Source organism: Bradyrhizobium sp. CER78, from assembly GCF_029846235.1.
GTDB lineage: Bacteria > Pseudomonadota > Alphaproteobacteria > Rhizobiales > Xanthobacteraceae > Bradyrhizobium.
In genome coordinates, this window is the sequence record NZ_JARVWP010000017.1 from 23,575 (window position 1) to 45,599 (window position 22,025).

At 65.6% G+C, this 22,025-nt stretch carries 22 protein-coding genes; 7 read left to right on the plus strand and 15 right to left on the minus strand.

Annotation, left to right across the window (positions count from 1 at the left end; translation table 11 throughout):
• The first annotated feature begins 6 nt into the window (after positions 1-6).
• Positions 7-939: a GNAT family N-acetyltransferase gene (locus tag QDT69_RS29035; RefSeq protein ID WP_279709898.1), complete on the plus strand. Its 933-nt coding sequence runs from the start codon at positions 7-9 to the stop codon at positions 937-939.
• A 175-nt stretch (positions 940-1,114) separates the two neighbouring features.
• Here QDT69_RS29035 and QDT69_RS29040 read toward each other — a convergent pair whose 3' ends face one another.
• The 3 genes from QDT69_RS29040 to QDT69_RS29050 form a co-directional block, all read right to left on the minus strand.
• Positions 1,115-2,371 carry an aminopeptidase gene (locus QDT69_RS29040; protein WP_279709899.1) on the minus strand — a complete coding sequence of 419 codons (1,257 nt, stop codon included), beginning with the start codon at positions 2,369-2,371 and terminating at the stop codon, positions 1,115-1,117.
• Positions 2,372-2,491: 120 nt separating this feature from the next.
• Positions 2,492-3,853, minus strand: a complete 1,362-nt coding sequence (locus tag QDT69_RS29045) for an adenylosuccinate lyase family protein (protein ID WP_279710015.1) — start codon at positions 3,851-3,853, stop codon at positions 2,492-2,494.
• Between the two features lie 75 nt (positions 3,854-3,928).
• Positions 3,929-4,318: a carboxymuconolactone decarboxylase family protein gene (locus tag QDT69_RS29050; protein WP_279709900.1), complete on the minus strand. Its 390-nt coding sequence runs from the start codon at positions 4,316-4,318 to the stop codon at positions 3,929-3,931.
• A gap of 136 nt (positions 4,319-4,454) precedes the next feature.
• Between QDT69_RS29050 and QDT69_RS29055 the strand changes: the two genes are divergently transcribed.
• The 4 genes from QDT69_RS29055 to QDT69_RS29070 are packed head-to-tail and all read left to right on the plus strand — an operon-like array spanning position 4,455 to position 8,060.
• Positions 4,455-5,414: a tripartite tricarboxylate transporter substrate-binding protein gene (locus tag QDT69_RS29055; protein WP_279709901.1), complete on the plus strand. Its 960-nt coding sequence runs from the start codon at positions 4,455-4,457 to the stop codon at positions 5,412-5,414.
• Positions 5,415-5,433: 19 nt separating this feature from the next.
• Positions 5,434-6,321 carry an NAD(P)-dependent oxidoreductase gene (locus tag QDT69_RS29060; protein WP_279709902.1) on the plus strand — a complete coding sequence of 296 codons (888 nt, stop codon included), beginning with the start codon at positions 5,434-5,436 and terminating at the stop codon, positions 6,319-6,321.
• Positions 6,318-7,298, plus strand: a complete 981-nt coding sequence (locus QDT69_RS29065) for a Gfo/Idh/MocA family oxidoreductase (RefSeq protein ID WP_279709903.1) — start codon at positions 6,318-6,320, stop codon at positions 7,296-7,298. The genes QDT69_RS29060 and QDT69_RS29065 overlap by 4 nt, the downstream gene beginning before the upstream one ends.
• Before the next feature lie 6 nt (positions 7,299-7,304).
• Complete coding sequence (locus QDT69_RS29070; RefSeq protein WP_279709904.1) at positions 7,305-8,060, plus strand: GntR family transcriptional regulator; 756 nt, start codon at positions 7,305-7,307, stop codon at positions 8,058-8,060.
• A 51-nt stretch (positions 8,061-8,111) separates the two neighbouring features.
• Here the strand turns inward: QDT69_RS29070 and QDT69_RS29075 are convergent, their stop codons facing one another.
• The 4 genes from QDT69_RS29075 to QDT69_RS29090 all read right to left on the minus strand — a co-directional run bounded on the left by QDT69_RS29075 (position 8,112) and on the right by QDT69_RS29090 (position 12,763).
• Positions 8,112-8,240: a hypothetical protein gene (locus QDT69_RS29075; protein WP_274617391.1), complete on the minus strand. Its 129-nt coding sequence runs from the start codon at positions 8,238-8,240 to the stop codon at positions 8,112-8,114.
• A gap of 858 nt (positions 8,241-9,098) precedes the next feature.
• A complete protein-coding gene (locus QDT69_RS29080) occupies positions 9,099-9,869 on the minus strand; it encodes a glucose 1-dehydrogenase (protein ID WP_279709905.1) in 771 nt (256 codons plus the stop codon).
• Between the two features lie 20 nt (positions 9,870-9,889).
• The gene (locus tag QDT69_RS29085; protein ID WP_279709906.1) at positions 9,890-11,554 is read right to left on the minus strand and encodes a thiamine pyrophosphate-binding protein; all 1,665 of its coding nucleotides are present in this window, start codon (positions 11,552-11,554) and stop codon (positions 9,890-9,892) included.
• Positions 11,555-11,764: 210 nt separating this feature from the next.
• Positions 11,765-12,763, minus strand: coding sequence for a L,D-transpeptidase family protein (locus tag QDT69_RS29090; protein WP_279709907.1), 999 nt, complete (start codon positions 12,761-12,763; stop codon positions 11,765-11,767).
• Positions 12,764-13,287: 524 nt separating this feature from the next.
• Between QDT69_RS29090 and QDT69_RS29095 the strand changes: the two genes are divergently transcribed.
• Positions 13,288-13,560 carry a hypothetical protein gene (locus tag QDT69_RS29095; RefSeq protein WP_279709908.1) on the plus strand — a complete coding sequence of 91 codons (273 nt, stop codon included), beginning with the start codon at positions 13,288-13,290 and terminating at the stop codon, positions 13,558-13,560.
• A 7-nt stretch (positions 13,561-13,567) separates the two neighbouring features.
• Here QDT69_RS29095 and QDT69_RS29100 read toward each other — a convergent pair whose 3' ends face one another.
• Together QDT69_RS29100 and QDT69_RS29105 are read right to left on the minus strand one after the other, a co-directional pair.
• Positions 13,568-14,602 carry an ATP-grasp domain-containing protein gene (locus tag QDT69_RS29100; RefSeq protein WP_279709909.1) on the minus strand — a complete coding sequence of 345 codons (1,035 nt, stop codon included), beginning with the start codon at positions 14,600-14,602 and terminating at the stop codon, positions 13,568-13,570.
• Entirely contained in the window at positions 14,599-15,627 is a 1,029-nt protein-coding gene (locus tag QDT69_RS29105; protein ID WP_279709910.1) for a putative zinc-binding metallopeptidase, read from the minus strand. Before QDT69_RS29105 ends, QDT69_RS29100 begins: the two co-directional genes overlap by 4 nt.
• A gap of 289 nt (positions 15,628-15,916) precedes the next feature.
• Here QDT69_RS29105 and QDT69_RS29110 point away from each other — a divergent pair, with 289 nt between their 5' ends.
• Positions 15,917-16,354, plus strand: a complete 438-nt coding sequence (locus QDT69_RS29110; protein ID WP_279709911.1) for a hydrogenase — start codon at positions 15,917-15,919, stop codon at positions 16,352-16,354.
• A 20-nt stretch (positions 16,355-16,374) separates the two neighbouring features.
• Here the strand turns inward: QDT69_RS29110 and QDT69_RS29115 are convergent, their stop codons facing one another.
• The 6 genes from QDT69_RS29115 to QDT69_RS29140 all read right to left on the minus strand — a co-directional run bounded on the left by QDT69_RS29115 (position 16,375) and on the right by QDT69_RS29140 (position 21,772).
• Positions 16,375-17,658: a sigma-70 family RNA polymerase sigma factor gene (locus QDT69_RS29115; protein WP_279709912.1), complete on the minus strand. Its 1,284-nt coding sequence runs from the start codon at positions 17,656-17,658 to the stop codon at positions 16,375-16,377.
• 80 nt (positions 17,659-17,738) lie between these two features.
• Positions 17,739-18,140, minus strand: coding sequence for a YciI family protein (locus QDT69_RS29120; RefSeq protein ID WP_279709913.1), 402 nt, complete (start codon positions 18,138-18,140; stop codon positions 17,739-17,741).
• A gap of 362 nt (positions 18,141-18,502) precedes the next feature.
• On the minus strand, positions 18,503-19,198 hold the full coding sequence (locus QDT69_RS29125; RefSeq protein ID WP_279709914.1) for an AprI/Inh family metalloprotease inhibitor: 696 nt from the start codon (positions 19,196-19,198) through the stop codon (positions 18,503-18,505).
• Entirely contained in the window at positions 19,198-20,181 is a 984-nt protein-coding gene (locus tag QDT69_RS29130; RefSeq protein WP_279709915.1) for a 2-hydroxyacid dehydrogenase, read from the minus strand. Before QDT69_RS29130 ends, QDT69_RS29125 begins: the two co-directional genes overlap by 1 nt.
• Positions 20,181-20,969 carry an ABC transporter permease gene (locus tag QDT69_RS29135; RefSeq protein ID WP_279709916.1) on the minus strand — a complete coding sequence of 263 codons (789 nt, stop codon included), beginning with the start codon at positions 20,967-20,969 and terminating at the stop codon, positions 20,181-20,183. Before QDT69_RS29135 ends, QDT69_RS29130 begins: the two co-directional genes overlap by 1 nt.
• A complete protein-coding gene (locus QDT69_RS29140; RefSeq protein ID WP_279709917.1) occupies positions 20,966-21,772 on the minus strand; it encodes an ABC transporter ATP-binding protein in 807 nt (268 codons plus the stop codon). Before QDT69_RS29140 ends, QDT69_RS29135 begins: the two co-directional genes overlap by 4 nt.
• Positions 21,773-22,025 lie beyond the last annotated feature (253 nt).

A 22,025-nucleotide genomic window follows, 5' to 3' on the forward strand; every position in this document is an offset into this window, starting at 1 on the left:
CGACTCATGGATGACGGCATCACCATCCGGCCGCTTCGAGAAGCTGATGCAGAAGCGGTGGTCGCGCTTTACGCAAAGGCAGCTGCGGTGGAACCGCGGCTAGGCCCTGTTACGCTGCCGCAATGGGACCAGTTCCTGAAGCTGCCGCAGAACCGCGGCGGCCGCGACTTTCGTATCGCCCAGCAGGATGGCCAGCTCGTCGGCCTCGCCGAGTCCTCATTGCGCGACCAGGGCGCGCATCATTCCCGGTTCCTCAAGGTCGTCGTGGCGCCCGAGATGCGGCGCCACCGGATTGGTCTTGCGCTGTTCGACGACGTGCTTGCGATCGACGCCGAGACGGATCTCATCGTGCAGACGCTGGTGAGCAGCGACTGGCCGGCGGGAATGGCGTTCGTGGCGGCCTTCGGCTTCATTCATCTCGAGTCCGAGATCGGGATGAAGTGCGTCGAGCCGTTGCAACCGGCGCGCACGCTGGCGGCCGCCCGCGCCACCATCGAGCAGGTCTCAGACGTGACCGCCTGCGCGGCCGAGGTCGCACGCATCCACAATGCCGCCTATGCCTCGGACGCCGCCTTCCGCCTGTACTCGCGAGAGGAGATGGCGCAGGTCCTGACCGAGACCGAAGTCTGGATCGCGTCGGAAGATGGACAGATGTCAGGCTTCTGCCTGACCGAGCCGGAGCGGAACTCGATGTGGATCGAGTCGGTCGCCGTCGACCCGGCGCGGCAGGGACGCGGGCTCGGCCAGCTCCTGGTGTATCGCGTGCTCAGCGCCCATGACGTATCGGTCGAGCATCCCTGCTGGCTCAACGTCTCGAGCCGCAATGCTCCCGCGCTGAAGATCTACCGCCGGCTCGGCTTCAAGCCGCAACACGAGACCTGCCGCTTCAGCGCCACGCGAGGCGAACTGATCGCTGCGCGGGATAGACTACGTCGATAGCGGTCTGTCGGACTAATCCCGGACACGTCCCCGTCACCCTGAGGTGCGAGCGGAGCGAGCCTCGAAGGGTGAACCGCCCGCCTCTCTCCCGTGCCGTCACATCCGGGCCGTGCATCCTTCGAGGCGCGCAAGAGCGCGCACCTCAGGATGACGGAATCAATTGTGAAGCGAGCCGCTAAGCCCACTCGCCCTTGCGGAACACCGGCACGCTGCGGCCGTCGGCGTGGATGCCGTCGATGTCGGTGTGAGCGGAGCCGATCATCCAGTCGATGTGGATGAGGCTCTTGTTGCCGCCCTGCTCGGCGATCTGCTGCGGCGTCAGTCTGTCGCCGTTGACGAAGCATTTCGAGTAGCACTGGCCGAGCGCGATGTGCGAGGCGGCGTTCTCGTCGAACAGCGTGTTGAAGAACAGCAGCCCGCTCTTCGAGATCGGTGAGGAATGCGGCACCAGCGCGACCTCGCCGAGGCGGCGTGCGCCCTCGTCGGTGTCGAGCACCTTCTTCAGCACTTCCTCGCCGCGCGAGGCCTTGGCCTCGACGATGCGGCCTTCCTCGAACCTCACCGAAATATTGTCGATCAGCGTGCCCTGATAGGACAGCGGCTTGGAACTGACGACGTGACCGCTGACGCGGCGGCAGTGCGGCGTGGTGAAGACCTCCTCGGTCGGGATATTGGCATTGCACACGATGCCGTTCTTCGCAGTCGAGGCACCGCCTTCCCATTCATGGCCGTCGGCGAGCCCGATGGTGAGGTCCATGCCGGGACCGGAATATTTCAGCGCGTGGAAGCGCTGGCCGTTGAGCCATTCGGTGCGCTCGCGCAGCTTCGCATTGTGCTGCTCCCAATTGGCGACGGCGCCGTCCTGATCGACACGGGAGGCGGAGAAGATCGCATCGGCGAGCTTTGCCACCGCAACGTCCTCGGCATCGTCGGGAAAGACCTGCCTGGCCCAGGACGTGCTCGGATAGGCGATGATGTTCCAGTTGGTGTCGAAATTGACGATCTTTTCCAGCGCCGGCTGGTAGGCGATCGAATTGGCCTTGCTGGCGCGCGCCACCTTGGTCGGGTCTTCGCCCGACAGCAGCATCGGATTGTCGCCGACGATCGCAAGCCGCGCGGTGTTGGCGCCGAACGCCTTCGCCATGCCCTCGTAGAGCCAGCCCGCGGCGCGATCGAAGCTCGCGTCGTTGCCGTAGCGGTAGCGCGCCAGCGTGAGCTCTTCGTCTGAGAAGAACGGGGTCACGAGACCCGCGCCGGCTCTGTAGGCATGCTCGACGACGCGCCGCACCAGCGGCATCGCCGCGGCCGGCGCCGTCAGCAAGATATCCTGCCCCGGCTGCAGCTGCAGGCCGACCTTGATTGCGACTTCGGCGAGCCGATCGAGCTTCACGGGGTCGATCGAGGCGGAAAGGTTGCGTTGATGTGCAGTCATGAAGCGTCCGGCCGTATCGTTTGAGGGATTTTCAGGGATTCGTAGTCCAATTCGATCCGCATTCGCAAGGTTCCCGCCCGCCGCCGCCGATCACGCGACGGCGAGCAATTGCCGCGAATTTTACCGCTTCACCGACGTCAGCACCCGGTCGACCATCTCGGGCGCGAGGCCGAGGTAGTTTTTCGGCGAGGTAAGTCGGTCGATCGTCGCCCGGTCGATCCGGCTCGCGACGCGCTGATCCGCCGCCAGCGCCTCGGCCAAGGTCAGGCCCTGGTCGTTGGCGACACGGCAGGCGTCGTAGACCACGTCGTGCGCCTCCTGCCGTCCGATTGCCGGCGCGAGACCCATCATCACGGCCTCGGCGACGATCAGCCCGCGGCTGATGTCGAGATTGTGAGCCATCCGCTTCTCGTCGACGATCAGGCCACCGAGCGCGAACTTTGCCTGATGCAGCGCGCCTGCTGTGAGCACAAAACTTTCCGGGATCGCCATCCATTCGGCGTGCCACGGCCCGGTGGCGCGTTCGAAATCCTGCACCATCGCATCGAGCATCAGGCCGGCATGCTGGCGCACCGCCTTGGCGGCGGCGAGCATCAGCTCCGACGAGATCGGGTTGCGCTTCTGCGGCATGGTCGAGGACGCGCCGCGCCCCTTCACGAACGGCTCGTAGACCTCGGCGAACTCGGTCGACGCCATGATCATGATGTCGAGCGCGATCTTGCCGAGCGTGCCCGTGACCAGCGCCAGGAAATTCACCGCCTCCGCCAGACCGTCGCGCGCGACGTGCCAGGTGGAGACGGGCACGCCGAGGCCGAGTTCCTCGCACAGCGCCTGCTGGACCTCGAAGCCCTTGCCGCCAAATGAGGCCAGCGTGCCGGCAGCACCGGCGAACTGGCCGACCAGCACGCGCGGCTTCAGCTCCGCGAGCCGCGCGGCGTGGCGATCGAATGCGGCAAGCCAGATCGCGGTCTTGTAGCCGAAGGTCACCGGGAGAGCCTGCTGCAGATGGGTGCGGCCGGCCATCGGCGTGTTGCGGTATTTTTTCGAGAGACCGGCGAGGATGCCGCGCAGCGCGCTGATGTCGTCTTCGATGATCTTGAGGCCGTCACGGAGTTGCAGCACCACGGCGGTATCCATGATGTCCTGCGTGGTGGCGCCCCAATGGACATAGCGGCCGGCCTCGCCACACTGTTTTGCCATCTGATGCACCAGCGGCAGGATCGGATAGCCGACCACGTCGGTCTCCTGCCGCAGCAGGTCGAAATCGAACGCGGCGACATCGGTGCGTTTTGCAATCTCTTTCGCCGCCCCCGCCGGGATCACACCGCAGCGCGCTTCGGCCTTTGCCAGCGCGACTTCGACCTCGGCATAGCGCGCGATCAGCCGCAGGTCGGAGAACACCTCGCGCATCTCGCTTGTGCCGAAGGCATCGCGAAACAGCACGGAATCGAGCACGGTGGTCGAGGTCGGGAAGGCGGACATCGGGAAGGCAGGCATGGGCAGATCCTGTTGCCGGTCGCAGTCGGCAATTTGCCTATCACGCCACCGGCCTCTGCCCTACCCCTCAGGCGGCGCCTCGCCGAACACCTCGGCTGCGATCTTGCTGGTCTCGATCGCGGCCGGAATGCCGCAATACATCGCGACCAGCAGCAGCACGTCCTGCACCTGCGCGGCCGTGCAGCCATTGGCCAGCGCGCCCTTGGCATGAACCCGGAACTCGGCGGGCTTGCTGCTCGCCGCGGTGATGCCGAGCATCACGAGGCTGCGGATCTGATCGGACAGGCCGTTGCGCTCCCAGACGTCGCCATAGACGTAGGCGTTGATGATGTTTTGCAGCGGTGTGCCGAAATCGCCCGCGGCCGCCATCCGCCTGGCGACATCGCCCTCACCGAACATCTTCTGGCGCCGGCGCAGCCCGCGCGCATGGAGATCGCTGATGTCCACCATCGTCGTCTGGCTCCCCTGAATGGGCTATTTATACGGATAAATATGTCGCACCTGAATATTTCTACAAGCCATGATCTTGCACCCCAAGCACATTTGTCCGTATAAATTCCTCAAAACGAACAAGGAGGGGACCGGGATGAAGTTACGGCTGGGGCTGCTCGTCGTCCTGCTCGCTGCGCTTCCGGTCCTGCCGGCCGTGGCCGCGGACGATTTCCCGCAACGGCCGCTCAAGATCATCGTGCCCTTCCCGGCCGGCGCCGGGCCCGACAACGTCGCCCGGCTGGTCGGCCAGCATCTGCAGGACGCGTTCGGCCAGACCGTGCTGATCGAAAATCGCGCCGGCGCGCTCGGCAGCATCGGCGCCCAGGAAGTCGCCCGCAGCGCGCCCGACGGCTACACGCTGTTGATGGGCACCAACACCACCCATGCCAGCAATGTCGCGACGCTGAAGAGCCTGCCCTACGATCCGGTGAAGGACTTTGCGCCGGTGATCCGCACCACCACGACGGCAATGGTGCTGCTGGTCAATCCGAAGCTTGCGGCCAAGGACCTGCCGCAGTTCCTCAGCTACGCCAAGGCCAACCCCAATCTGACCGCGGGCTACGGCTCCGGCGCATCGCAGATCTCGATCGCGCAGCTGCAATCACGCGGCGGCCTGTCGCTGATCGCGGCCTCCTATCGCGGCGTGCCGCAGGCGATGACCGACGTGATGGCGGGGGTGATCGACCTGACCTTCGGCGATTTCTCGGTCGCGATCCCGCAGATGCAGGGCGGCACCTTGCGCGGGATCGGCGTGACGTCGGCGACCCGCAACGAGCTCACGCCCGGCCTGCCCGCGCTCGCCGAGGCGATGCCCGGCTTCGAGGCCACCATCTGGTACGGCCTGTTCGCGCCGGCCGGCACGCCGGAGCCGGTGGTCAACAAGATCTACGCCGAGTGCGCGAAGTACCTCGCGCTGCCCGAGACGAAGAAGAAGCTCGCCGATGTCGGCGTGATGGTGGCGCCGCTGGCGCCGACCGAGTTCGGCGCCTTCGTCAAGAGCGAGGTGGTGCGCTGGTCGGCGGAGGTGAAAGCGGCCGGCATCCAGCCGCAATAGCACGAAGCGGCGGCGCATCATGGCTCGCGAGACACCTGTCGGCATGATCGGCCTGGGGCTGATGGGATCAGCCCTTTCCGCACGGCTGATCGACGCCGGCGTCGGCGTCATCGGCTTCGACGTCGATGCCGCGAAGACGGACGGCTTGAGGGCCAGCGGCGCCGAGTTCGCGGCCTTCGCCACTGACGTCGCGGCGCGGTGCCGGGTCATCGTCATCGCGGTATACGACGCCGCAGAGGTCAAGGGCCTGCTGCCGGACCTCGCCAACGCGACGCTGCCGCCGCTCGTCATCTGCACCACCACTTGCGCGCCCGGCGAGATCACTGTCATCGCCGAACTCGCGGCGCGCTCACGCCTTGCCTTCATCGAAGCGCCGATCTCGGGCACTAGCGCCGATGTCCGCGCCGGCACCGCCACCGCGCTGGTCGCGGGCGAAGGCGACGTCATCGCAGCCGCCTCCGCGACGCTCGACATCCTCTGCCCGCAGCGGATCCATGTCGGCGCGATCGGCAATGCGAGCCGCACCAAGCTTGCCATCAACCTGATCCTGCAGAACAACCGCGCCGCTTTGGCCGAGGGCATCGCACTTGCCGAGGCGCTCGGCCTCGACGCCGCGGCCTTCCTTGCGACCGCGCGGCAATCGGCGGCATATTCCAAGGTGATGGACAGCAAGGGACCGAAGATGCTGGCGCGGGATTTCTCGCCGCAATCGCATATCGCGCAGACCTTGAAGGACGCCGAGCTGATCCTGCGCGAGGCCGGCCGGCACGGTCTGCCCTTGCCGCTGACGTCAGTGCAGGCCGAGTTGCTGCGCGCGGCGATCGCGCTCCAAGGCCCGGACAGCGACAGCGCCGCCGTGATCGAGGCGATCCGGGCCGGACACAGCCGAGGTAAGGACCATTCATGATCAATTGTGCGATCGCGGGCCTCGGCCGCTGGGGCCGCGCGCTGGTCGAGGCTGCGCCGGGCGAGCCACGGCTGAGGATCACAAGCGCGGTAGAACCCGACGTCAGCGGCGCCGCGGGCTTTTGCGCAGCGCATGACCTTTCCCTCGCGGCGAGCCTGGACGATGTCCTCGCCGATCCCGGCATCGATGCCGTGCTGCTGGCGACACCGCATTCGCTGCACAAGCGCCAGGTGATCGCGGCAGCCGGCGCCGGTAAGCAGGTGTTTTGCGAGAAGCCGCTGGCGCTTCGGCGCGGCGATGCGGCCGAGATGTTCGCGGCCTGCCGCAAGGCCGGCGTGACGCTCGCGGTCGGGCATAACCGAAGGTTCTGGCCGTCGATGCAGGCACTGCGCGTGATCACGGCCAGTGGCGAGCTCGGAAAGATCCTGCATGTCGAGGGCCACAACAGCAACGAGAACTCGCAAGCCGTCACGCAGGGCTGGCGGCTGTCGCCCGAGGAGTCGCCCGGCGGCGGGCTGACCGGCGCGGGTCTGCATGTGCTCGACGGCTTCGTCAGCCTGCTTGGGCCGGCGCGGCAGGTCTATGCCCGGTTGAGTGAACGCGCGGCGGGACCGCCGCCGCTCGACACTGCAACTTTAGCGATTGAATTTGTGAATGGCGTGAGTGCAACCCTTGCGACGATCCGCGCAACACCGTTCTATTGGCGCGTGCATGTGTTCGGGACAAAAGGATCCGCAGAGGTGCTCGACGAGGTGACGATGGTGCTACGGACATCCGGCGAGGCGCCTGCGACAACGCGCTATCCGGCGGTGAACACGCTCACCGCGGAACTCGCGGCCTTTGCCGATGCGGTCGAACGCAAGCAGCCGTTCCCGGTGCCGGAAGCCGACGTGCTGGCGACGCTCGCCGCGTTCGAGGCCGCGCTGCAGTCGATGCAGTCGGGACATCCGGTCGCCTGCCATATGGCATACCAGTGATTTGCCATGTCTGAACAACCGGACAGGGCGAGATCGTCCCGCTACCGCGACATCGCCACCGGGCTGCAGAAGGACATCCGTCTCGGCACCTACGCGGTCGGCAATCTGCTGCCGACCGAGACCGAGTTGATGGCGAGCTATCAGGCGAGCCGCCAGACCGTGCGCGAGGCGCTGCGCATCCTGATCGACCAGGGCCTGATCGTGCGCCGCGCCGGCCTTGGTTCGGTGGTGATCGCCTCCGAACCGCCGGTGCTGTTCACCCACAGCGTCAAGTCGCTCGGCGAATGGCTGCGCTATTCCAACGAGACCTATCGCGACGTCGTGAACAGCAGCGACATCGTCGCCGACCGCAAGCTGGCCGGACTTTTGAAATGCGAGCCCGGCAAGAGCTGGTTCCTGATCGAGGCGGTGCGCCGCTCCGACCAGTTCGCCGCCCCGCTCGGCTGGACCGAGATCTACGTGCTGCGCCGATTCGCCGATGTCGTGACCCGCAGCGACCACGGCCGCACCCCGGTGCACGAGCAGATCGCCAAGATGTACGGCCAGGTCACCGAGCGTGCCCAGATGGAAATCTTCGTGCGGGGGATGCCGGCGCCGATCGCAAAGGCGCTCGGCGTCAAGTCCGGCTCGCCGGCGCTCACCGTGGTCCGCCGCTACTACGGCGTGCGCGAGGAACTGTTCGAGGTCACCATCACCACGCACCCGGAAGGGCGCTACACCTACACGATGGATATGCAGCGCTCGCTGCGGCCGAAGCTCTAGACTTCCGTTTCGGGCGTCGTCGCCTGACGCGAACCCGGTTCCGAAACCGCGCTAACGCGCCCGGGCGAGATGCGTATTGGCGGAGGTATGTGCCATCTGCGGGGTGCCGCTCACGCCCCAGATCACGACCGCGATCAACGCGGCCGCCCAGACATATGGCACAGCATTCGGCTTCTTCATTTCCGGGATCACCCCAACGTCTCGGCAGGACCGACCGGCCTCACAACCTCTGTCGTGAATCTCACGACCGCAGTCGTCAGCGTCTCACCAGGCACCCGCTCTTCACAACGCTACTAAGGTTAGACCTTGTCGGTTTCAGGACGTCTTCATGCGATTCCGGAAATGATTTCGTGGGAACCGGGCTCTCTCATCCGAATTGATGAGACCGCAAGCCCGACCATGCTCGGCTCCATCAGAGCCAAGGAGTGAGTCGACGCTTGAGCCGGGGCTGCGATGCCGCGGAGAATTTCCTGCTCAAATTAGAGTCAGATGCACAACAAACATTCCAAACGACGCCCGCTGAATTCTTTTTGATTGTCGCGGCGACTTCAGCCGTGGCATGCCTGCGCCTGTGACACTGCGATGACAAGGGTTCTCCCGTGACTGCCCAACCGGCCAAACCGCAAGGCGGCTCCCGCCGCCATTCCCAGCAAACCCAGGACGAGGTTGCGCGGTCGCTGGAACGGGAGCTGAGGTTCTTGACCGAAGAGCGCCAGGAGCGCGCTCTCCAGTTCGGCCTCGACCTTGCAGCCAAGACGCCGAAGGTGGACCAATAGGGTCGGCGGCCGCGATGCGCGGCCGTTTCTGATTCGACTCTGTCAAATAGCCAAGCTCTCCGTGTCATCACCCGCTTTCGCGAAGGCGGGTGATTCAGTGTGTGAGTCCACGGCTCTTCCCGCGTGTCGTCCTTGCGAAAGTAGGGACCCATACGCTGCGGCGGGTGTTGCGAAAGGGTCTCCTCGTACCAGTCACACTTCCACAATCTCGCGACACATCCCGACGGTGCTGTCGACCCTCGCCTCAGAGTTCGGCAGACGATCAGGCGGCGCTGTAGCCGCCGTCCACCACATGCGACGCGCCCGTCATGAAGGATGCCTTGTCCGAGCACATCCAGACCACCGCTTCGGCGATTTCCTCCGGCACGCCCAGGCGACCTACCGGCACCTTGGCGATGATCTCGTCGTAGCGTTCGTCCATCGTTTCCTTGGTCATCGGCGTCTTGATGTATCCGGGATTGACGCAATTCACGCGGATGCCGTCCTGCGCATATTCGATCGCAGCGGACTTGGTCAGCCCGACGACACCGTGCTTGGTCGCGACGTAGTGGCCCGACGTGGCGAGGCCGACCAGCCCGGCGATCGAGGCGGTGTTGACGATCGCGCCGCCGCCGCCCTGCTTGAGCATCTGTGCGACCTCGTATTTCAGGCACAGGAACACGCCCATCAGATTGACCGAGAACATCTTCGCCACCGACGGCTGCGTGAGCTCGTGAATGCGTTGGCCGGGCGGGCCGACGGAGCGCCCGGCCACGCCGGCATTGTTGAACGCGCAATCGATGCGCCCAAACGCCGAAACCGTGCGGGCCACCATGTTCGCCACGTCAGCCTCGTCGGTGACATCGCCCTGGATCGCGATCGACTGGCCGCCCGCGGCGTTGATCAGCGCGACCGTCTCCTCGATGCCATCCTTCGAGAGGTCGGACACCGCAACGCGCGCCCCTTCGCGCGCCATGGCAATCGCGGTTGCCCGGCCAATGCCGGAGCCGCCGCCGGTCACCAACGCAGCCTTGCCGTCCAGAATGCCTGCCATGGGAAACTCCTTCGGCGCGGTCAGCGCTTGCCTTCGATTGCGATCTCGACGAGGTATGGCCGCTGAGCTGCCACGGCCTTTGCAACTGCACCGGCGATGTCGTCGGCCTTCTCGACTCTCACCGCCTCGACACCCATGCCGGCTGCGAGATGTACGAAGTCGAGCACGGGGCCGGTGATATCCATATTCTGATAGGGATGCTGGGTGCCGGCTTCGAAATTCTGACGCCAGACATCCACATTGTGTTTGAGGATGCGGTACTCGCGGTTGGCGAGCACCACGAACACGATGGCAAGCCTGTGGTGCGCGGCAGTCCACAGCGCCTGGATCGCGTACATCGCCGAGCCGTCGCCCGAGACGGCGACAACCGGACGGTCCGGCATTGCGATCTTGACGCCGATCGCACCGGCAAGGCCCTGCCCGATGCCGCCGCCACGGCCGCCGAAATAATCGCCGAAGCCGCGATAATCGAAAGCGCGCGCGAGATCGAGGCTCGCCGTGATGCTTTCATCGACGATCACGACATCATCGGGCAGACCGCGACGAAGCTCCGCGGTGACGCGCGGCATCGAGCTCGGCTCCCGGTTCCAGCTTTTCTCGACACGGGCGCGATAGGCTTCCTTCTCCTTCGCCTGTAGTTCGGCCAGCGCAGCATTCCGATGTTGCGCGGCTTGACTGAAGTCCGCACCCGCCTTTGCACGCAACGCGTCCGTCAGTGCGACGAGGCTGACCGCGATGTCGCCGACGACGCCGGCATCGAGCCGGTTGTTGAGCGCGAGACGCTCGGCCGAGGCCTCGATCTGCAGCAAGGACGCGCCGTCGGGAATGTGGCCGCCGGGCGCAAACCAGATGTCCTCGAAGAACGGACCGCCGACCAGCAGCACGAGATCGGTTTCGCCGAGCGCCTTCCGCACCTGCCGGGCGTCGCCCGGGAGCGACTGACGATAGCTCGGATGGCTGGTCGGGAACGAGGAGTGATGGCGCAATCCCTCGAACCATACCGTGGCGCCGAGCGCTTCCGTGAGCGCCACCAGCGCCTGCTCGCCGCCCGACCGCGCCACGTCGTCGCCGGCGATGATGGCCGGATTTTTCGACTTCAGGAGCAGCGCGACCAGCGCCTCGATGCCTGCCGGATCGGGCCGCGTCGATCGCCACAGATGATCCGGCGTCGACGCATCGACCGCGGTTTCCTGCTCGAGGACGTCGATCGGCAGCGACACAAACACGGGGCCTTGCGGCGCATCGGTCGCCACCTTGAACGCGCGTCGCATGATCGGGGCGATCTCGTCGGCGCGCTCGATCTGCACGCTCCACTTCGTCACGGGTGCCGCCATCGCAACGAGATCATGGCCGAGCAACGGATTGTTGAGCCGCATGCGGGTATCCTGCTGGCCGGCCGTCACGACCACGGGCGAGTTTGCCTTCAGCACGCCGTAGAGCGAACCGATGCCGTTGCCGAGGCCCGGAGCGACGTGCAGGTTGGCAACGGTGACGCGTCCCGACGCCTGCGCGTAGAAACTGGCGGCGCTGACCGCGACACCTTCATGCAGCGCCATGATGTATTCGAGTTGCGGGAAGGCCGGCAAACTGTCGAGCAGCGGCGTTTCCGTCGTGCCGGGGTTGCCGAAGATATGGCGCACGCCATGCGACACGAACGATTCCATCAGCACACGACGCCCACGCATTCGCTCCCTCTCGATCGGCTTTGATCCGTTTTGCGCATCATCAGCCGAGGAGCGGCGCATGGCAACCTTGCGCGACGATCGGTGTGCGCGCGGCCGGCTGCGTCTTCCGCATGGCTTCGAGGCAGGAGCGCGCATCGCAAGGTCGACATCATTCCGCGACGCGGCAATGAGGTTGGCAACCGGCAATTCCGGCGTCAGGTCCTGCGCTCGCTATCGCGAGCTCTCCACGAACGCAACCGGCGTACCCTTGGCGACACCGGCCGCGACCCTGAGCGCGTCCCAGTTCGTGAGCCGGACGCAGCCGTGGGATTCGGCCTTGGAGATCTTGCCGGGATTGCCGGTGCCGTGAATGCCGTAGCCTTCTCCCGAGAGGTTGATCCACACCACGCCGACCGGGTTGTTCGGGCCGGGCCTGATCGTGAATGGCCTCTTCGATTTGACGCCCTTGAACTTGTACTTGGGATTGTAGTGATAGGTCGGGTTCTTGTTGATCGCCGTCACCTTCAACGTGCCGGTCGGCGTCGGCTTCTCCGTACTGCCGACCGTTGCGGGATAGAAGGCGATGAGCTTCCCCGCGGCATCGAAGGTCCGCAGCGTCTGCCGCGTCTTGTCGACCTCGATACGCGCGACCGGTGCCGGCTTTTCGGTGTCGAGCACGTTCGCAACCGCAATGCTGTCACCGGGCTTATCGAACTTCTGGCCTGGATTGAGTGCCTGCAGCAAAGCCTCGCTCATGTGGAATTTCTCGGCGAGCGCTTCGCGCGGGCTGGTGTAGTTCAGTGCCGGCAGGTCCTTCATGCTCTCCATCTTCGCGGGGACCTTGCTCAGGAACGGACCTTTCACGTCGGCATCGACAATCGTGTAGGTGACGACAGCAGCGCCTTCGCTGGCGGCGACGAGCCTGGTCCAGAGATCCGCCGTCACCGCCTTGTCGAAGGATAATCCATTGGCCTCGGCGAACGCCGCGAGCGCCTTCTGCGCGTTCTCGCCGAGCTTGCCGTCGATCTCCCCGGGGGAGAAGTGCGCGCGATCAAGCAGGATCTCGAGCCTGGCAATGGAAGGGCTGAGCAGTTGACGGTCCGGCAATCTTGCCGGCGGCGCTGCGGCGTCATTGATCGAGGCGGCATCGAGACCCGCTGCAACCACGGGCGTGGTCGACAAAAACAAGAGTTCAGCGGCAAAACGTGCAAAGGCAAAACGTCGGAACATCGCGCATCCCAACAAGGCCACCTTCCGTCAAGCTGCGGAAAGCCGCGAAGTTCCAAGATGTCTTTCGCTGCACTGCGTCGGGCAGCAGAAGGCGCCCGAGGCGGTCTAGGGCTTCGCTGCCACCGCACCGCGACGATGACGCCAACCTTGCGTCAAGACGGCGCGAAGAAAAGCGCGTGGCTCGCCAATCCTACGGCGCGGACGAAGCCGCAAGGTTCGGCAGCGGCGCGAACTGCATCTCTGCGACGGCCGAGCCTGCATAGGCGCTGGCGATCAGGATCATGACTCGAATGGCGACGAACATGGTGGCCTCCTCAGTCTTTTTCTTGATCCCTTGATGCCAGAGACTCCTTGCAGGCTGGTGAGGAAAGCTGGTTGCCGCAACCTTGAAGGCGTTGGTAAGCGAACGGTTTATGCATCGCGTTCACCAAGCGGGAACCGTACTGGCCGATCGATCCGACAGCTAAACGCGCGGTTCACCGTCGCCGGGCATTGTTCGCCTCAATCAAGAAGGCGCAAACACAATGCCGATTTTCAGGACGATCCTTGTTGTCGTATCGATTTTTCTTGCCGGTTTGTACGTCTACGACACCTGCCGCAGCGACAGCATTCTGTTGGCGGTTCCGGTAAACGACATCATCGCACGACGGTGGCCGGAATCGGATGCTTTTCGTTCGACCGCGACCGCGGCTTCCACGGCCGCCACCGGGGCGACACCGGCAGCGCGCGTTAGGGAAACGTTTGCGATGTTTCTCGCCAGGGACGCGCGGCGCCACACCATGCAGCGCAGTCTCTGAAGCTGGGTCAGCCCAGGGATACGCCGGCCTTGGCGCGGCTGATTCCGAGCGTCACGATCCGGTTCAACAGGCCCGGGTAATCGAGCCCGTCATGCCCGGCAGCCGTCGCGAACTCCTGGCTCTTGGCGATCTCGGGATTGGGATTGGCTTCGATGAAATACGGCACGCCGTTGGTGGACAGGCGGAAGTCGATGCGCGCGTAGCCGTCGAGCCCCAGGGTGCGGTAGATGCGTTTCGCCAGCCGCTGAATGTGGGCGGATAGTTCCGGCGTGAGGTCGTCGGCCGGACCATCCGCAATTCCGATGCGCTCCTGATAGCTGGTATCGTGCTTGGCCTTTTCGGTCGCGATGTGCCGCGCGCCGGGGCCGCCCATGCTGCCGAATTTCAATTCCCACACCGGCAGGACGCGCAGCCGGTTGTTGCCGAGCACGCCGACATAAAGCTCGCGTCCTTCGATGAACTGCTCGGCGATGGCCGCCGTTCCGATCCGCTCATGGATGAAGGCGACGCGCTCCGCGAGCTTCTCGTCGGTATCGACGATCGACGCCTGCGAGATGCCCAACGATCCATCGCTGCTCAGGCTCTTGACGATCAGCGGCAGCTCGAGACGCGGCGGCCGCTTGACCTTGCGACGCATCGGGAACACGGCGAAGGCCGGCACCGGGATCCGGCGATGATGCACCAGCGTCTTCGACAGATCCTTGCCGCGCGCCAGGATCAGGCCGCGCGGGTTGCACCCGGTGTAGGGGATCTTCATCAGCTCGAGATAGCTCGCGATGTGCTGATCATACACGACGTCGTAGTGAAACTCCTCCAGCAGCGTGAACACGATGTGCGGCTTGAAGCCTTCGATCTCGTCACGCACCGGCTTGATTTCCTCCTGCACACCGAGCGGGCGAACCTCATGGCCGGCCGTGCGCAGCGTGCTCACGACGTCGTATTCGGTCTTCCACTCGTTGATTTCCCGCGCCGAGTATCCATCGCTGCTATCGGGCGGCACACAGTCGGGATGCATGAGCACCAGAATGCGAAGGTGTTTCATAGCGCGATCCACTTACGGCGCGACGGGCCGAACAGCGCGTGCATGGTCTTGGCGGTCAGCAAGATGATGAAATTAGTCACGAGCTTATGCTCGGGGCCGACGGCACGCAAATTGAGCTCGCGGCAGCGCGAGATCATGTCGTCGAGCACGGCATCGAGCGTCAGCTGGTTCTCGCCGGTCCACCGTGCGACTAGCTGCCTGATATGAGCACGATGCCGCCTGATGAACACCGCCGCCGGCTGATACCGCTGATGCCGCGGATCGGCGGAGAACAGCTTGGACAGATCGCGGTCATAGGTCTTCGGCGGCGTGAACGCGTAGAACGCCTGCTTCTTCTTGTAGTGCTCGCCGAGCGTCTGCTTGAGCTCACGCAGCGGATCGACGCGTTCGCGCGTCGTCAGCAGCGGCCGCTTGCCGGCGATCTCGCCCATCAGCTCGTCGACATATTCGAGCTTCTTCAGCGCCGGCCAGCCGGCATAGCGCGTCCGCCAGTTCGAGCGCGGCCGCAGCCACACCGCGAAGGTCTCGGCGAAATCCTCGTCCGGATGGCTCTGCGCATACCAGAGCCGCAGATGCTGGACATAATTGCGGCTGGCCGGATTGGGCCGGTAGTAGCGCGGGTAGTGCTGCGAGGACGGACCGAACAGCTGCTGCCAGCGCCGGCGGCGTTGCAGCTGGTAGCCGTGCTGCACGGCGTGGCCCGCCTCGTGGCGGAGAATGGCCATGCACTCGGACCACGAGGCGCCCTCGACGTCGAGCATCATCTTCTTCTCGAGCTTCATCAGGCGGGGATGGGCGAGATAGAACGGAATGGCGATGCCGGGCACATCCGCCGGGCTGAACCATTCGCTCGATATCCAGGTGTGCGGCCGCAGCCGGAGGCCGCGCTCCTCGAGCTCCTCGTAGAGCGTGCTGACGCAATCCGCGAGCCAGGTGCCTTCGACCGCAACCCTCAGACTGCTGAGGCGCTGCTGGAGCAGCTGCTCGTCCGTAAGGTTCTCCCAGGCATATTTGCGGCGCGGCATAGGCTTCCAAAGTCGAAAATAAACCGGAATCGGGATGGTGTCATAGGTTGCCGCCGGCAACAACCGCCGGGCCTTCGCGGCCGGCCGTGGCCCGTCTGGTCCTGGGGCAGCCCCCGTCCGCACCGGCCGGCGCCTCCGCCGTGAGCCGGCCGCCCTCGCAGCGAGCCCCCGCCGCCGCACACCCGACTCATTGCAAGACCCGCCACTGCGACCCCAGGTCACTGACGGACGTCTTCGTACCGTCTGCTATGATCGGCCATTGACCGGGCGATCATTTGAGGGGGCGACAATGGATTATCGGCGGCGGCTGCTGTTTCACGGCATGGCCTTGTTCCTGATCGGGCTGTTGACCGGCCTTGCCGAGCAGCACTTCACCAATGTGCGGATGGCGCTCGCGGCGCATCTGGAAGGCGTGATGAACGGCACCTTCCTGCTCGCGGTCGGGGCAATCTGGAGCGAGGTCAGGCTGGCGTCCGGCCCGCGCGCGTTCGCCTACTGGGCGCTGCTCTGCGGGACCTATGGCAACTGGGCCGTGACGACGCTCGCCGCCGTGCTCGGGACCGGCGCACTCTCGCCGGTCACCGCGGCAGGACGCGGTGCCGCACCGTGGCAGGAGACGCTGGTGACCGCGGGGTTCATCTCGATCGGCCTTGCGATCATCGCGGCATCGGTCCTGCTGCTGTGGGGGCTGCGCGGCAAGGTCGGGCTTGCCCATGACGCGCGATGATCTCTCCTGACGGTCCGCCGTCAGCGCCGCCCGTGGTCCTGCGCCGCGCGTGCAGCGGCGGCGGCGCGGCGCTTGAGGAACTCACGCTCGCGCGCGTTGCCGGCCAAAGCGGCGGCCGCCTCGAACGCCGTGTGCGCCTCGGCGAAGCGGCTCAGGCGGTGCAGCAGATCGCCGCGCACGCTCGGCAGCAGGTGATAGGATTTCAGCGCCGGCTCATCGGCGAGAGCGTCGACGATCGCAAGCGCGGCCTGCGGCCCTTCCGCCATGCCGATCGCGACCGCACGGTTGAGCTCGATGATGGGCGAGTCGAGCAGCGCGGCGAGATCGCCGTAGAGCGCGGCGATGCGGCGCCAGTCGGTCGCGCCGGGCGCATCGGCCTCGGCGTGGCAGGCGGCGATCGCAGCCTGCAACGCGTAGAAGCCGCCGGCGCCGCCGAGCTCGCGAGCACGCGCCAGCGCCAGCTGCCCGCGGCGGATCTGCAGGCGATCCCACAGCGCGCGGTTCTGGTCCATCAGCAGGATCGGCTCGCCGTCCGCGTCGGTGCGCGCCGCCATCCGCGAGGCGTTGAACTCCATCAGCGCCAGCAGGCCGTGCGCCTCCGGCTCCGATGGCGCGATCGAGGTCAGCACGCGGCCGATCCGCAGCGCCTCGTCGCAGAGCTGCGGCCGCAGCCATTCGTCGCCGCGCGCAGCGGTATAGCCCTCGTTGAAGATCAGATAGGCGACCTCGAGCACCGAGGCGAGCCGCTCGGACAGCGCCGCGCCGCGCGGCGTCTCGTAGGCAAGGCCTGATTCCGACAGCGTGCGCTTGGCGCGCACGATGCGCTGGGCGATGGTCGCTTCCGCCTGCAGGAAGGCGCGCGCGATCTCCTCGGTGGTGAGGCCGCAGATCATCCGCAGCGCCAGCGCGGCGCGGGCCTCGCGGGACAGCAGCGGATGGCAGGCGGTGAAGATCAGCCGCAGCAGTTCGTCGCCGATATCGTCGTCGAGCGCGGAATCGAAATCGGGCATGGTCTCCTGCTCCCGCGCCAGGTCATGCGCCAGCATGCCGTGCCGCTGGCTGAGCATGCGATTGCGGCGCAGGTGATCGAGCGCCCGGCGCTTGGCGACGGCCATCAGCCAGGCGCCCGGCTTCTCCGGCACGCCGCTGCCCGGCCAATGCTCGAGCGCCGCGATCAGCGTTTCCTGGATCAGATCCTCGGCGAGCGGCACGTCACGCAGCATCCGCGACAGGCTGGTGATCAGCCGCGGCTGCTCGATGCGCCACACCGCAAGGATCGTGGCCTGGATGTCGGCGACCGTCATCGCCGCCGACCTGGATCGTTGCCTGGACGCGTCGTCTTCACGCGAACCGGAAGCCGCTTCGCCTGGAAACGCTCCGCCCGCTACGCATCAAGCGCTGCGGACACATCGACCTGGCAGGCGCCGTCGACGCCCGGGGAGGCGAAGGGGCGCACCTCGCAGGTGCCGTCCCAACCGGGCATGTGCTCCTTGTGCAGCTGCATGAACTCCACGGCGGCAGCCACCGCCTCTTCCTTGTTGCGCAGCTCGAAGATCGCGTAGCCGCCGATCATCTCCTTGGTCTCGATGAACGGCCCGTCGATGACGTTGAGCTTGCCGTCGGTGATGCGGACCTGGGCACCCATCGCGACCGGCAGCAGCCCGCCGGTATCGATCATGCGGCCGGCCTTGATCTCGCGCTCGGCGAGCTTGCCCATCGCCTCCATCAGGGCCGGCGTCGGCGGCCGCGGGGGCTGGGACGAGGTGACGATATACATGAACCGCATCGGAAAACTCCTGTTGGGGCGAGAAGCGACGATGATCGCCGCAAGACCGGCTCGCTATTGGTGACGACGATCCGGCGCCAATCGGATCGACATGGGGTGGGGAATTATTTTCGGGCTAGACGACGGAACAGGGCAAACTGCGGACGCATCGGCGGCGCGCCCCCTTCCCCTTTACAGCCGCCGCGGATGCGCGGGGCCAAAAATATCGAAAACAACCCCATGCAAAGGAGCCGGCGGGCTGCCGGCGTCCGACACCGGCACCTTGACACGTCGGGCAAATCAGGGACATATTTCCAATATTCCGAAATCGCGCATGTTGTCCGCGGGTACCGCATGCGGCGGAGGTGACACTCGTCAGCCCCCTACTGCTCCCGCAGCATGATCAGCGGGTCAGCACTGTCAGGGACGCGGCGCCACTGGGCGTTGTCGTCGGCCTCGAACTGCCAGGTCTCGCCCTTGGCCGACATCAGGATCATCTGGCCATGGTCGAGTCGCCACGTCGTCGGGTTGAAAGCCGCGACCGCGGGATCGCATTTGCCTTTCATGAACACCTGGAAATTGTCGTTGCCGGCGTCGGTGTTGGTCAGCACCAGGGCGCAGATCGCCTGGCCGTTGCCGCGCACCATCGACCAGTCGCCGATCATCTGGTCCATCGACTTGGCGAGCGAGCGGGCAGCGGCGAGATTTTGCAGGATGTAGACGCCCTCGTTGGTGCGCATGCCCTCGAAGATGCCGGTCTCGACCTCGGTGAAATCGATCACCGCCTCGCCGGCCGCGTTGTGCAGCCGCACGATGTCGCCGAGGCCCTTGATGCTCCAGCCGGTGATGTCCTTGGTGAAAGGCAGCGCCGCGGCGCAGGCCGGCTCGAGCTCGAGCTTCAAGCCTTGCGGCGTCGCATCGCTCTTCAGCGTCACGACGCAGGTCTTGCTGCGCTCGGTGGTGGCGAGCTCCCACTGCCCGACCATGTCCTTCTTCAACGTCGTGACATCCTGCGCCGCTGCCGAACCGCACGCGGCCAGCAGCAGACACAGCACGACGTTGAAGCGGGACAATGCCATCAGCGATCCCTAACCGGCGTCTCGGCAACCGGCGTCAGCGGCGGCTTGCCGGCGAACCAGTTCTTGATGTTGTCGACCACGAGCTGGTCCATCGCGTTGCGCGTCACCACCGAGGCCGAACCGATATGCGGCAGCAGCACGACGTTCTGCATCGCCTTCAGCTCGTCCGGCACGTTCGGCTCGGCCGCGAACACGTCGAGACCGGCGGCGAGGATGGTGCCGGATTTCAGCGCCGCGACCAGCGCCGGCTCGTCGACGACAGAGCCGCGCGCAACATTGATCAGCACGCCGCGCGGGCCGAGCGCCTTGAGGACATCGGCATTGATCATCTTCGCGGTCGAGGCGCCGCCCGGCACGATGACGATCAGGGTATCGACCGCCTTCGCCATCTCGATCAGGTCGGGATAGTGCTTGTAGGAGACGTCCTTGGATGGATTGCGCGAGTGATAGGACACCGGCACCCGCGAGGCTTCGAGCCGCCGCCCGATCGCCTGGCCGATGCGGCCCATGCCGACGATGCCGATCTTGCGGTCGCGCAGCGAACCGACGCTGAGCGGATAATTCTGGGTCTGCCACAGGCCAGAGCGCACGTAGCGGTCGGCCTTGACGAATTCGCGCAGCGTCGCGATCAGCAGCCCCATCGCGACGTCGGCGACCTCCTCGGTCAGCACATCGGGCGTGTTGGTGACCACGATATTGTGATCGCGCGCATAGGCGGAATCGACGTGGTCGTAGCCGACGCCGAAGCTGCCGACGATCTCGAGCTTCGGAAACAGCGCCATCGCGGTCTTGTCGGTCGCCATCGTGTGATAGGTGACGGCGATGCCGCGGATCTTGCCCATCGTGTCCGGCGTCAGCCGCTCGAGGTCGCCGCGGCTCTCGGCCTTGTGCAGCACGTATTGGTCGGAAAAGCCGTTTTCGAGGATTGGCCGGATCGGTCCATAAATCAGCAGATCGATCTTTTCGGAAGAAATCGGGGCCATCAACTTTCCTTTCCTAACGCGCTCTCATGCCAACGCCGCAACAACAGGTGCGAAACTAGCGCCAGCACCCCATAGATGACAATCCCGGCGAGCGATAGCAGCAGAAGTGCTGCGAACATGCGGGGAATATTCAGCCGGTAGCCGGATTCAGCGATCCGGAACGCAAGGCCCAAGCCGGCGCCGGCACTGCCCGCCGCGATCTCCGCGACCACGGCGCCGATCAGCGACAGGCCGCCGGCGATGCGCAGGCCGCCGAGGATGTAGGGCAGCGCCGCGGGCAGCTTCAGGAACAGCAGCGTTTGCAGCCTTGACGCGCCGTAAAGTTGAAACAATCCGGCGAGGTTGCGATCGACCGAGCTGAGGCCGAGCGTGGTGTTCGACAGCACCGGAAAGAACGCCACGATCCAGGCGCAGACGATCACGGCGGTCTGCTGCTGCAGATAGATCAGGAGCAGCGGCGCGATCGCGATCACGGGCGTGACCTGCAAGACCACCGCGTAGGGAAACAGTGAATATTCCAGCCATTTCGACTGGTTGAACAACAGCGCCAGCACGACGCCGCCGATTGCGGCGGCAACGAAACCCTCGAGCGTGGTCAGCAGCGTGACACCGAGCGATTGCGACAGGATCGGCCAGTCCGCAACCAGCGTCTTCAGCACCAACAGCGGGCTCGGCAGCACATAGGGCTGGATGCCATAGGCGCGGACGATCGCTTCCCAGAGCACGAGCCCCGCGGCAAACACCGCGACGGGAAGCAGAAAGCGGATGAGGTCCTGCGGAGACTTCATGCGCCCGCCTGCCCTGCATAGGATGGCGCCAGCGCATGGGAGACCTCTCGACAGAACGCGGCATATTCGGCCGAGGTGCGGAACTCCTCGCCGCGCGGCTCGGCCGATGTAATGCGAAACTCGGCGCCGATCCGGCCCGGACGCGCCGTCATCACGATCACGCGCTCGGAGAGATAGACCGACTCGAACACCGAGTGCGTCACGAAGATGACGGTCTTGTGCAAGTCACGCCACAGCGACAAGAGATCGTTGTTGAGGCGAAAGCGCGTGATCTCGTCGAGCGCCGCGAACGGCTCGTCCATCAGCAGGATGTCGGGATCGGTGACCAGCGCCCGTGCCAGCGATACCCGCATCTTCATGCCGCCGGACAGTTCGCGCGGATAGGCGCCGGCGAACTCCGCCAGCCCGACCTGATCGAGCGCAGCATCGATGCGCATGTCGGCGTCAGCCACCGGCGCACGGGCAAGCTTCAGCGGCAGGCGGACATTGTCGCGCACGGTGGCCCACGGCATCAGGGTCGGCTCCTGGAACACGAAGCCGATCCTGTGGCTGCCGCGCCGCTCGGTGCCGTGATGCGCGAGCTCGACCGTGCCTGTGCTCGGTGCGGCGAGGCCTGCGATAATTCGCAGCGCAGTGGATTTGCCGCAACCGGAGGGCCCGAGCAGCGAGACGAACTCGCCGCGTTTGACATCGAGGTCGAGCGGCCCGAGCGCCATCACACCGCTATCATAGGTCTTGGTGACGCCGCGCAGGCGCACCGCTGGGCTGCTGGCATCGGTTTCCGGCACGATGCTCTCTACCATCGACGGCTGGATTTTGCCGAGCGCGATCGTGCCGCGAAGGGCACCTCTCCCCACCGGGGAGAGGTCGCGCTGAAAGCGCGGGTGAGGGGGCACAGGTCCCACGAGAGAGCGTCACCCCTCACCCGGATCGCATCTGGCGATGCGACATAGCCGAAGCGTTGCTTCGGCGTCGCTAAGTACGGCCGCCATAGGCGGCCTATGCCTCTCCCACAAGGGGAGAGGTGGACCTCCGATGCGGCAACCGCTTTGATCA

Excerpts from the sequence above, each read along its gene's own strand:
- QDT69_RS29035 (WP_279709898.1), top strand. The coding sequence starts at position 7 with ATGGATGACGGCATCACCATCCGGCCGCTTCGAGAAGCTGATGCAGAA.
- QDT69_RS29040 (WP_279709899.1), bottom strand. The coding sequence starts at position 2,371 with ATGACTGCACATCAACGCAACCTTTCCGCCTCGATCGACCCCGTGAAG.
- QDT69_RS29045 (WP_279710015.1), bottom strand. The coding sequence starts at position 3,853 with ATGTCCGCCTTCCCGACCTCGACCACCGTGCTCGATTCCGTGCTGTTT.
- QDT69_RS29050 (WP_279709900.1), bottom strand. The coding sequence starts at position 4,318 with ATGGTGGACATCAGCGATCTCCATGCGCGCGGGCTGCGCCGGCGCCAG.
- QDT69_RS29055 (WP_279709901.1), top strand. The coding sequence starts at position 4,455 with ATGAAGTTACGGCTGGGGCTGCTCGTCGTCCTGCTCGCTGCGCTTCCG.
- QDT69_RS29060 (WP_279709902.1), top strand. The coding sequence starts at position 5,434 with ATGGCTCGCGAGACACCTGTCGGCATGATCGGCCTGGGGCTGATGGGA.
- QDT69_RS29065 (WP_279709903.1), top strand. The coding sequence starts at position 6,318 with ATGATCAATTGTGCGATCGCGGGCCTCGGCCGCTGGGGCCGCGCGCTG.
- QDT69_RS29070 (WP_279709904.1), top strand. The coding sequence starts at position 7,305 with ATGTCTGAACAACCGGACAGGGCGAGATCGTCCCGCTACCGCGACATC.
- QDT69_RS29075 (WP_274617391.1), bottom strand. The coding sequence starts at position 8,240 with ATGAAGAAGCCGAATGCTGTGCCATATGTCTGGGCGGCCGCGTTGATC.
- QDT69_RS29080 (WP_279709905.1), bottom strand. The coding sequence starts at position 9,869 with ATGGCAGGCATTCTGGACGGCAAGGCTGCGTTGGTGACCGGCGGCGGC.
- QDT69_RS29085 (WP_279709906.1), bottom strand. The coding sequence starts at position 11,554 with ATGCGTGGGCGTCGTGTGCTGATGGAATCGTTCGTGTCGCATGGCGTG.
- QDT69_RS29090 (WP_279709907.1), bottom strand. The coding sequence starts at position 12,763 with ATGTTCCGACGTTTTGCCTTTGCACGTTTTGCCGCTGAACTCTTGTTT.
- QDT69_RS29095 (WP_279709908.1), top strand. The coding sequence starts at position 13,288 with ATGCCGATTTTCAGGACGATCCTTGTTGTCGTATCGATTTTTCTTGCC.
- QDT69_RS29100 (WP_279709909.1), bottom strand. The coding sequence starts at position 14,602 with ATGAAACACCTTCGCATTCTGGTGCTCATGCATCCCGACTGTGTGCCG.
- QDT69_RS29105 (WP_279709910.1), bottom strand. The coding sequence starts at position 15,627 with ATGCCGCGCCGCAAATATGCCTGGGAGAACCTTACGGACGAGCAGCTG.
- QDT69_RS29110 (WP_279709911.1), top strand. The coding sequence starts at position 15,917 with ATGGATTATCGGCGGCGGCTGCTGTTTCACGGCATGGCCTTGTTCCTG.
- QDT69_RS29115 (WP_279709912.1), bottom strand. The coding sequence starts at position 17,658 with ATGACGGTCGCCGACATCCAGGCCACGATCCTTGCGGTGTGGCGCATC.
- QDT69_RS29120 (WP_279709913.1), bottom strand. The coding sequence starts at position 18,140 with ATGCGGTTCATGTATATCGTCACCTCGTCCCAGCCCCCGCGGCCGCCG.
- QDT69_RS29125 (WP_279709914.1), bottom strand. The coding sequence starts at position 19,198 with ATGGCATTGTCCCGCTTCAACGTCGTGCTGTGTCTGCTGCTGGCCGCG.
- QDT69_RS29130 (WP_279709915.1), bottom strand. The coding sequence starts at position 20,181 with ATGGCCCCGATTTCTTCCGAAAAGATCGATCTGCTGATTTATGGACCG.
- QDT69_RS29135 (WP_279709916.1), bottom strand. The coding sequence starts at position 20,969 with ATGAAGTCTCCGCAGGACCTCATCCGCTTTCTGCTTCCCGTCGCGGTG.
- QDT69_RS29140 (WP_279709917.1), bottom strand. The coding sequence starts at position 21,772 with ATGGTAGAGAGCATCGTGCCGGAAACCGATGCCAGCAGCCCAGCGGTG.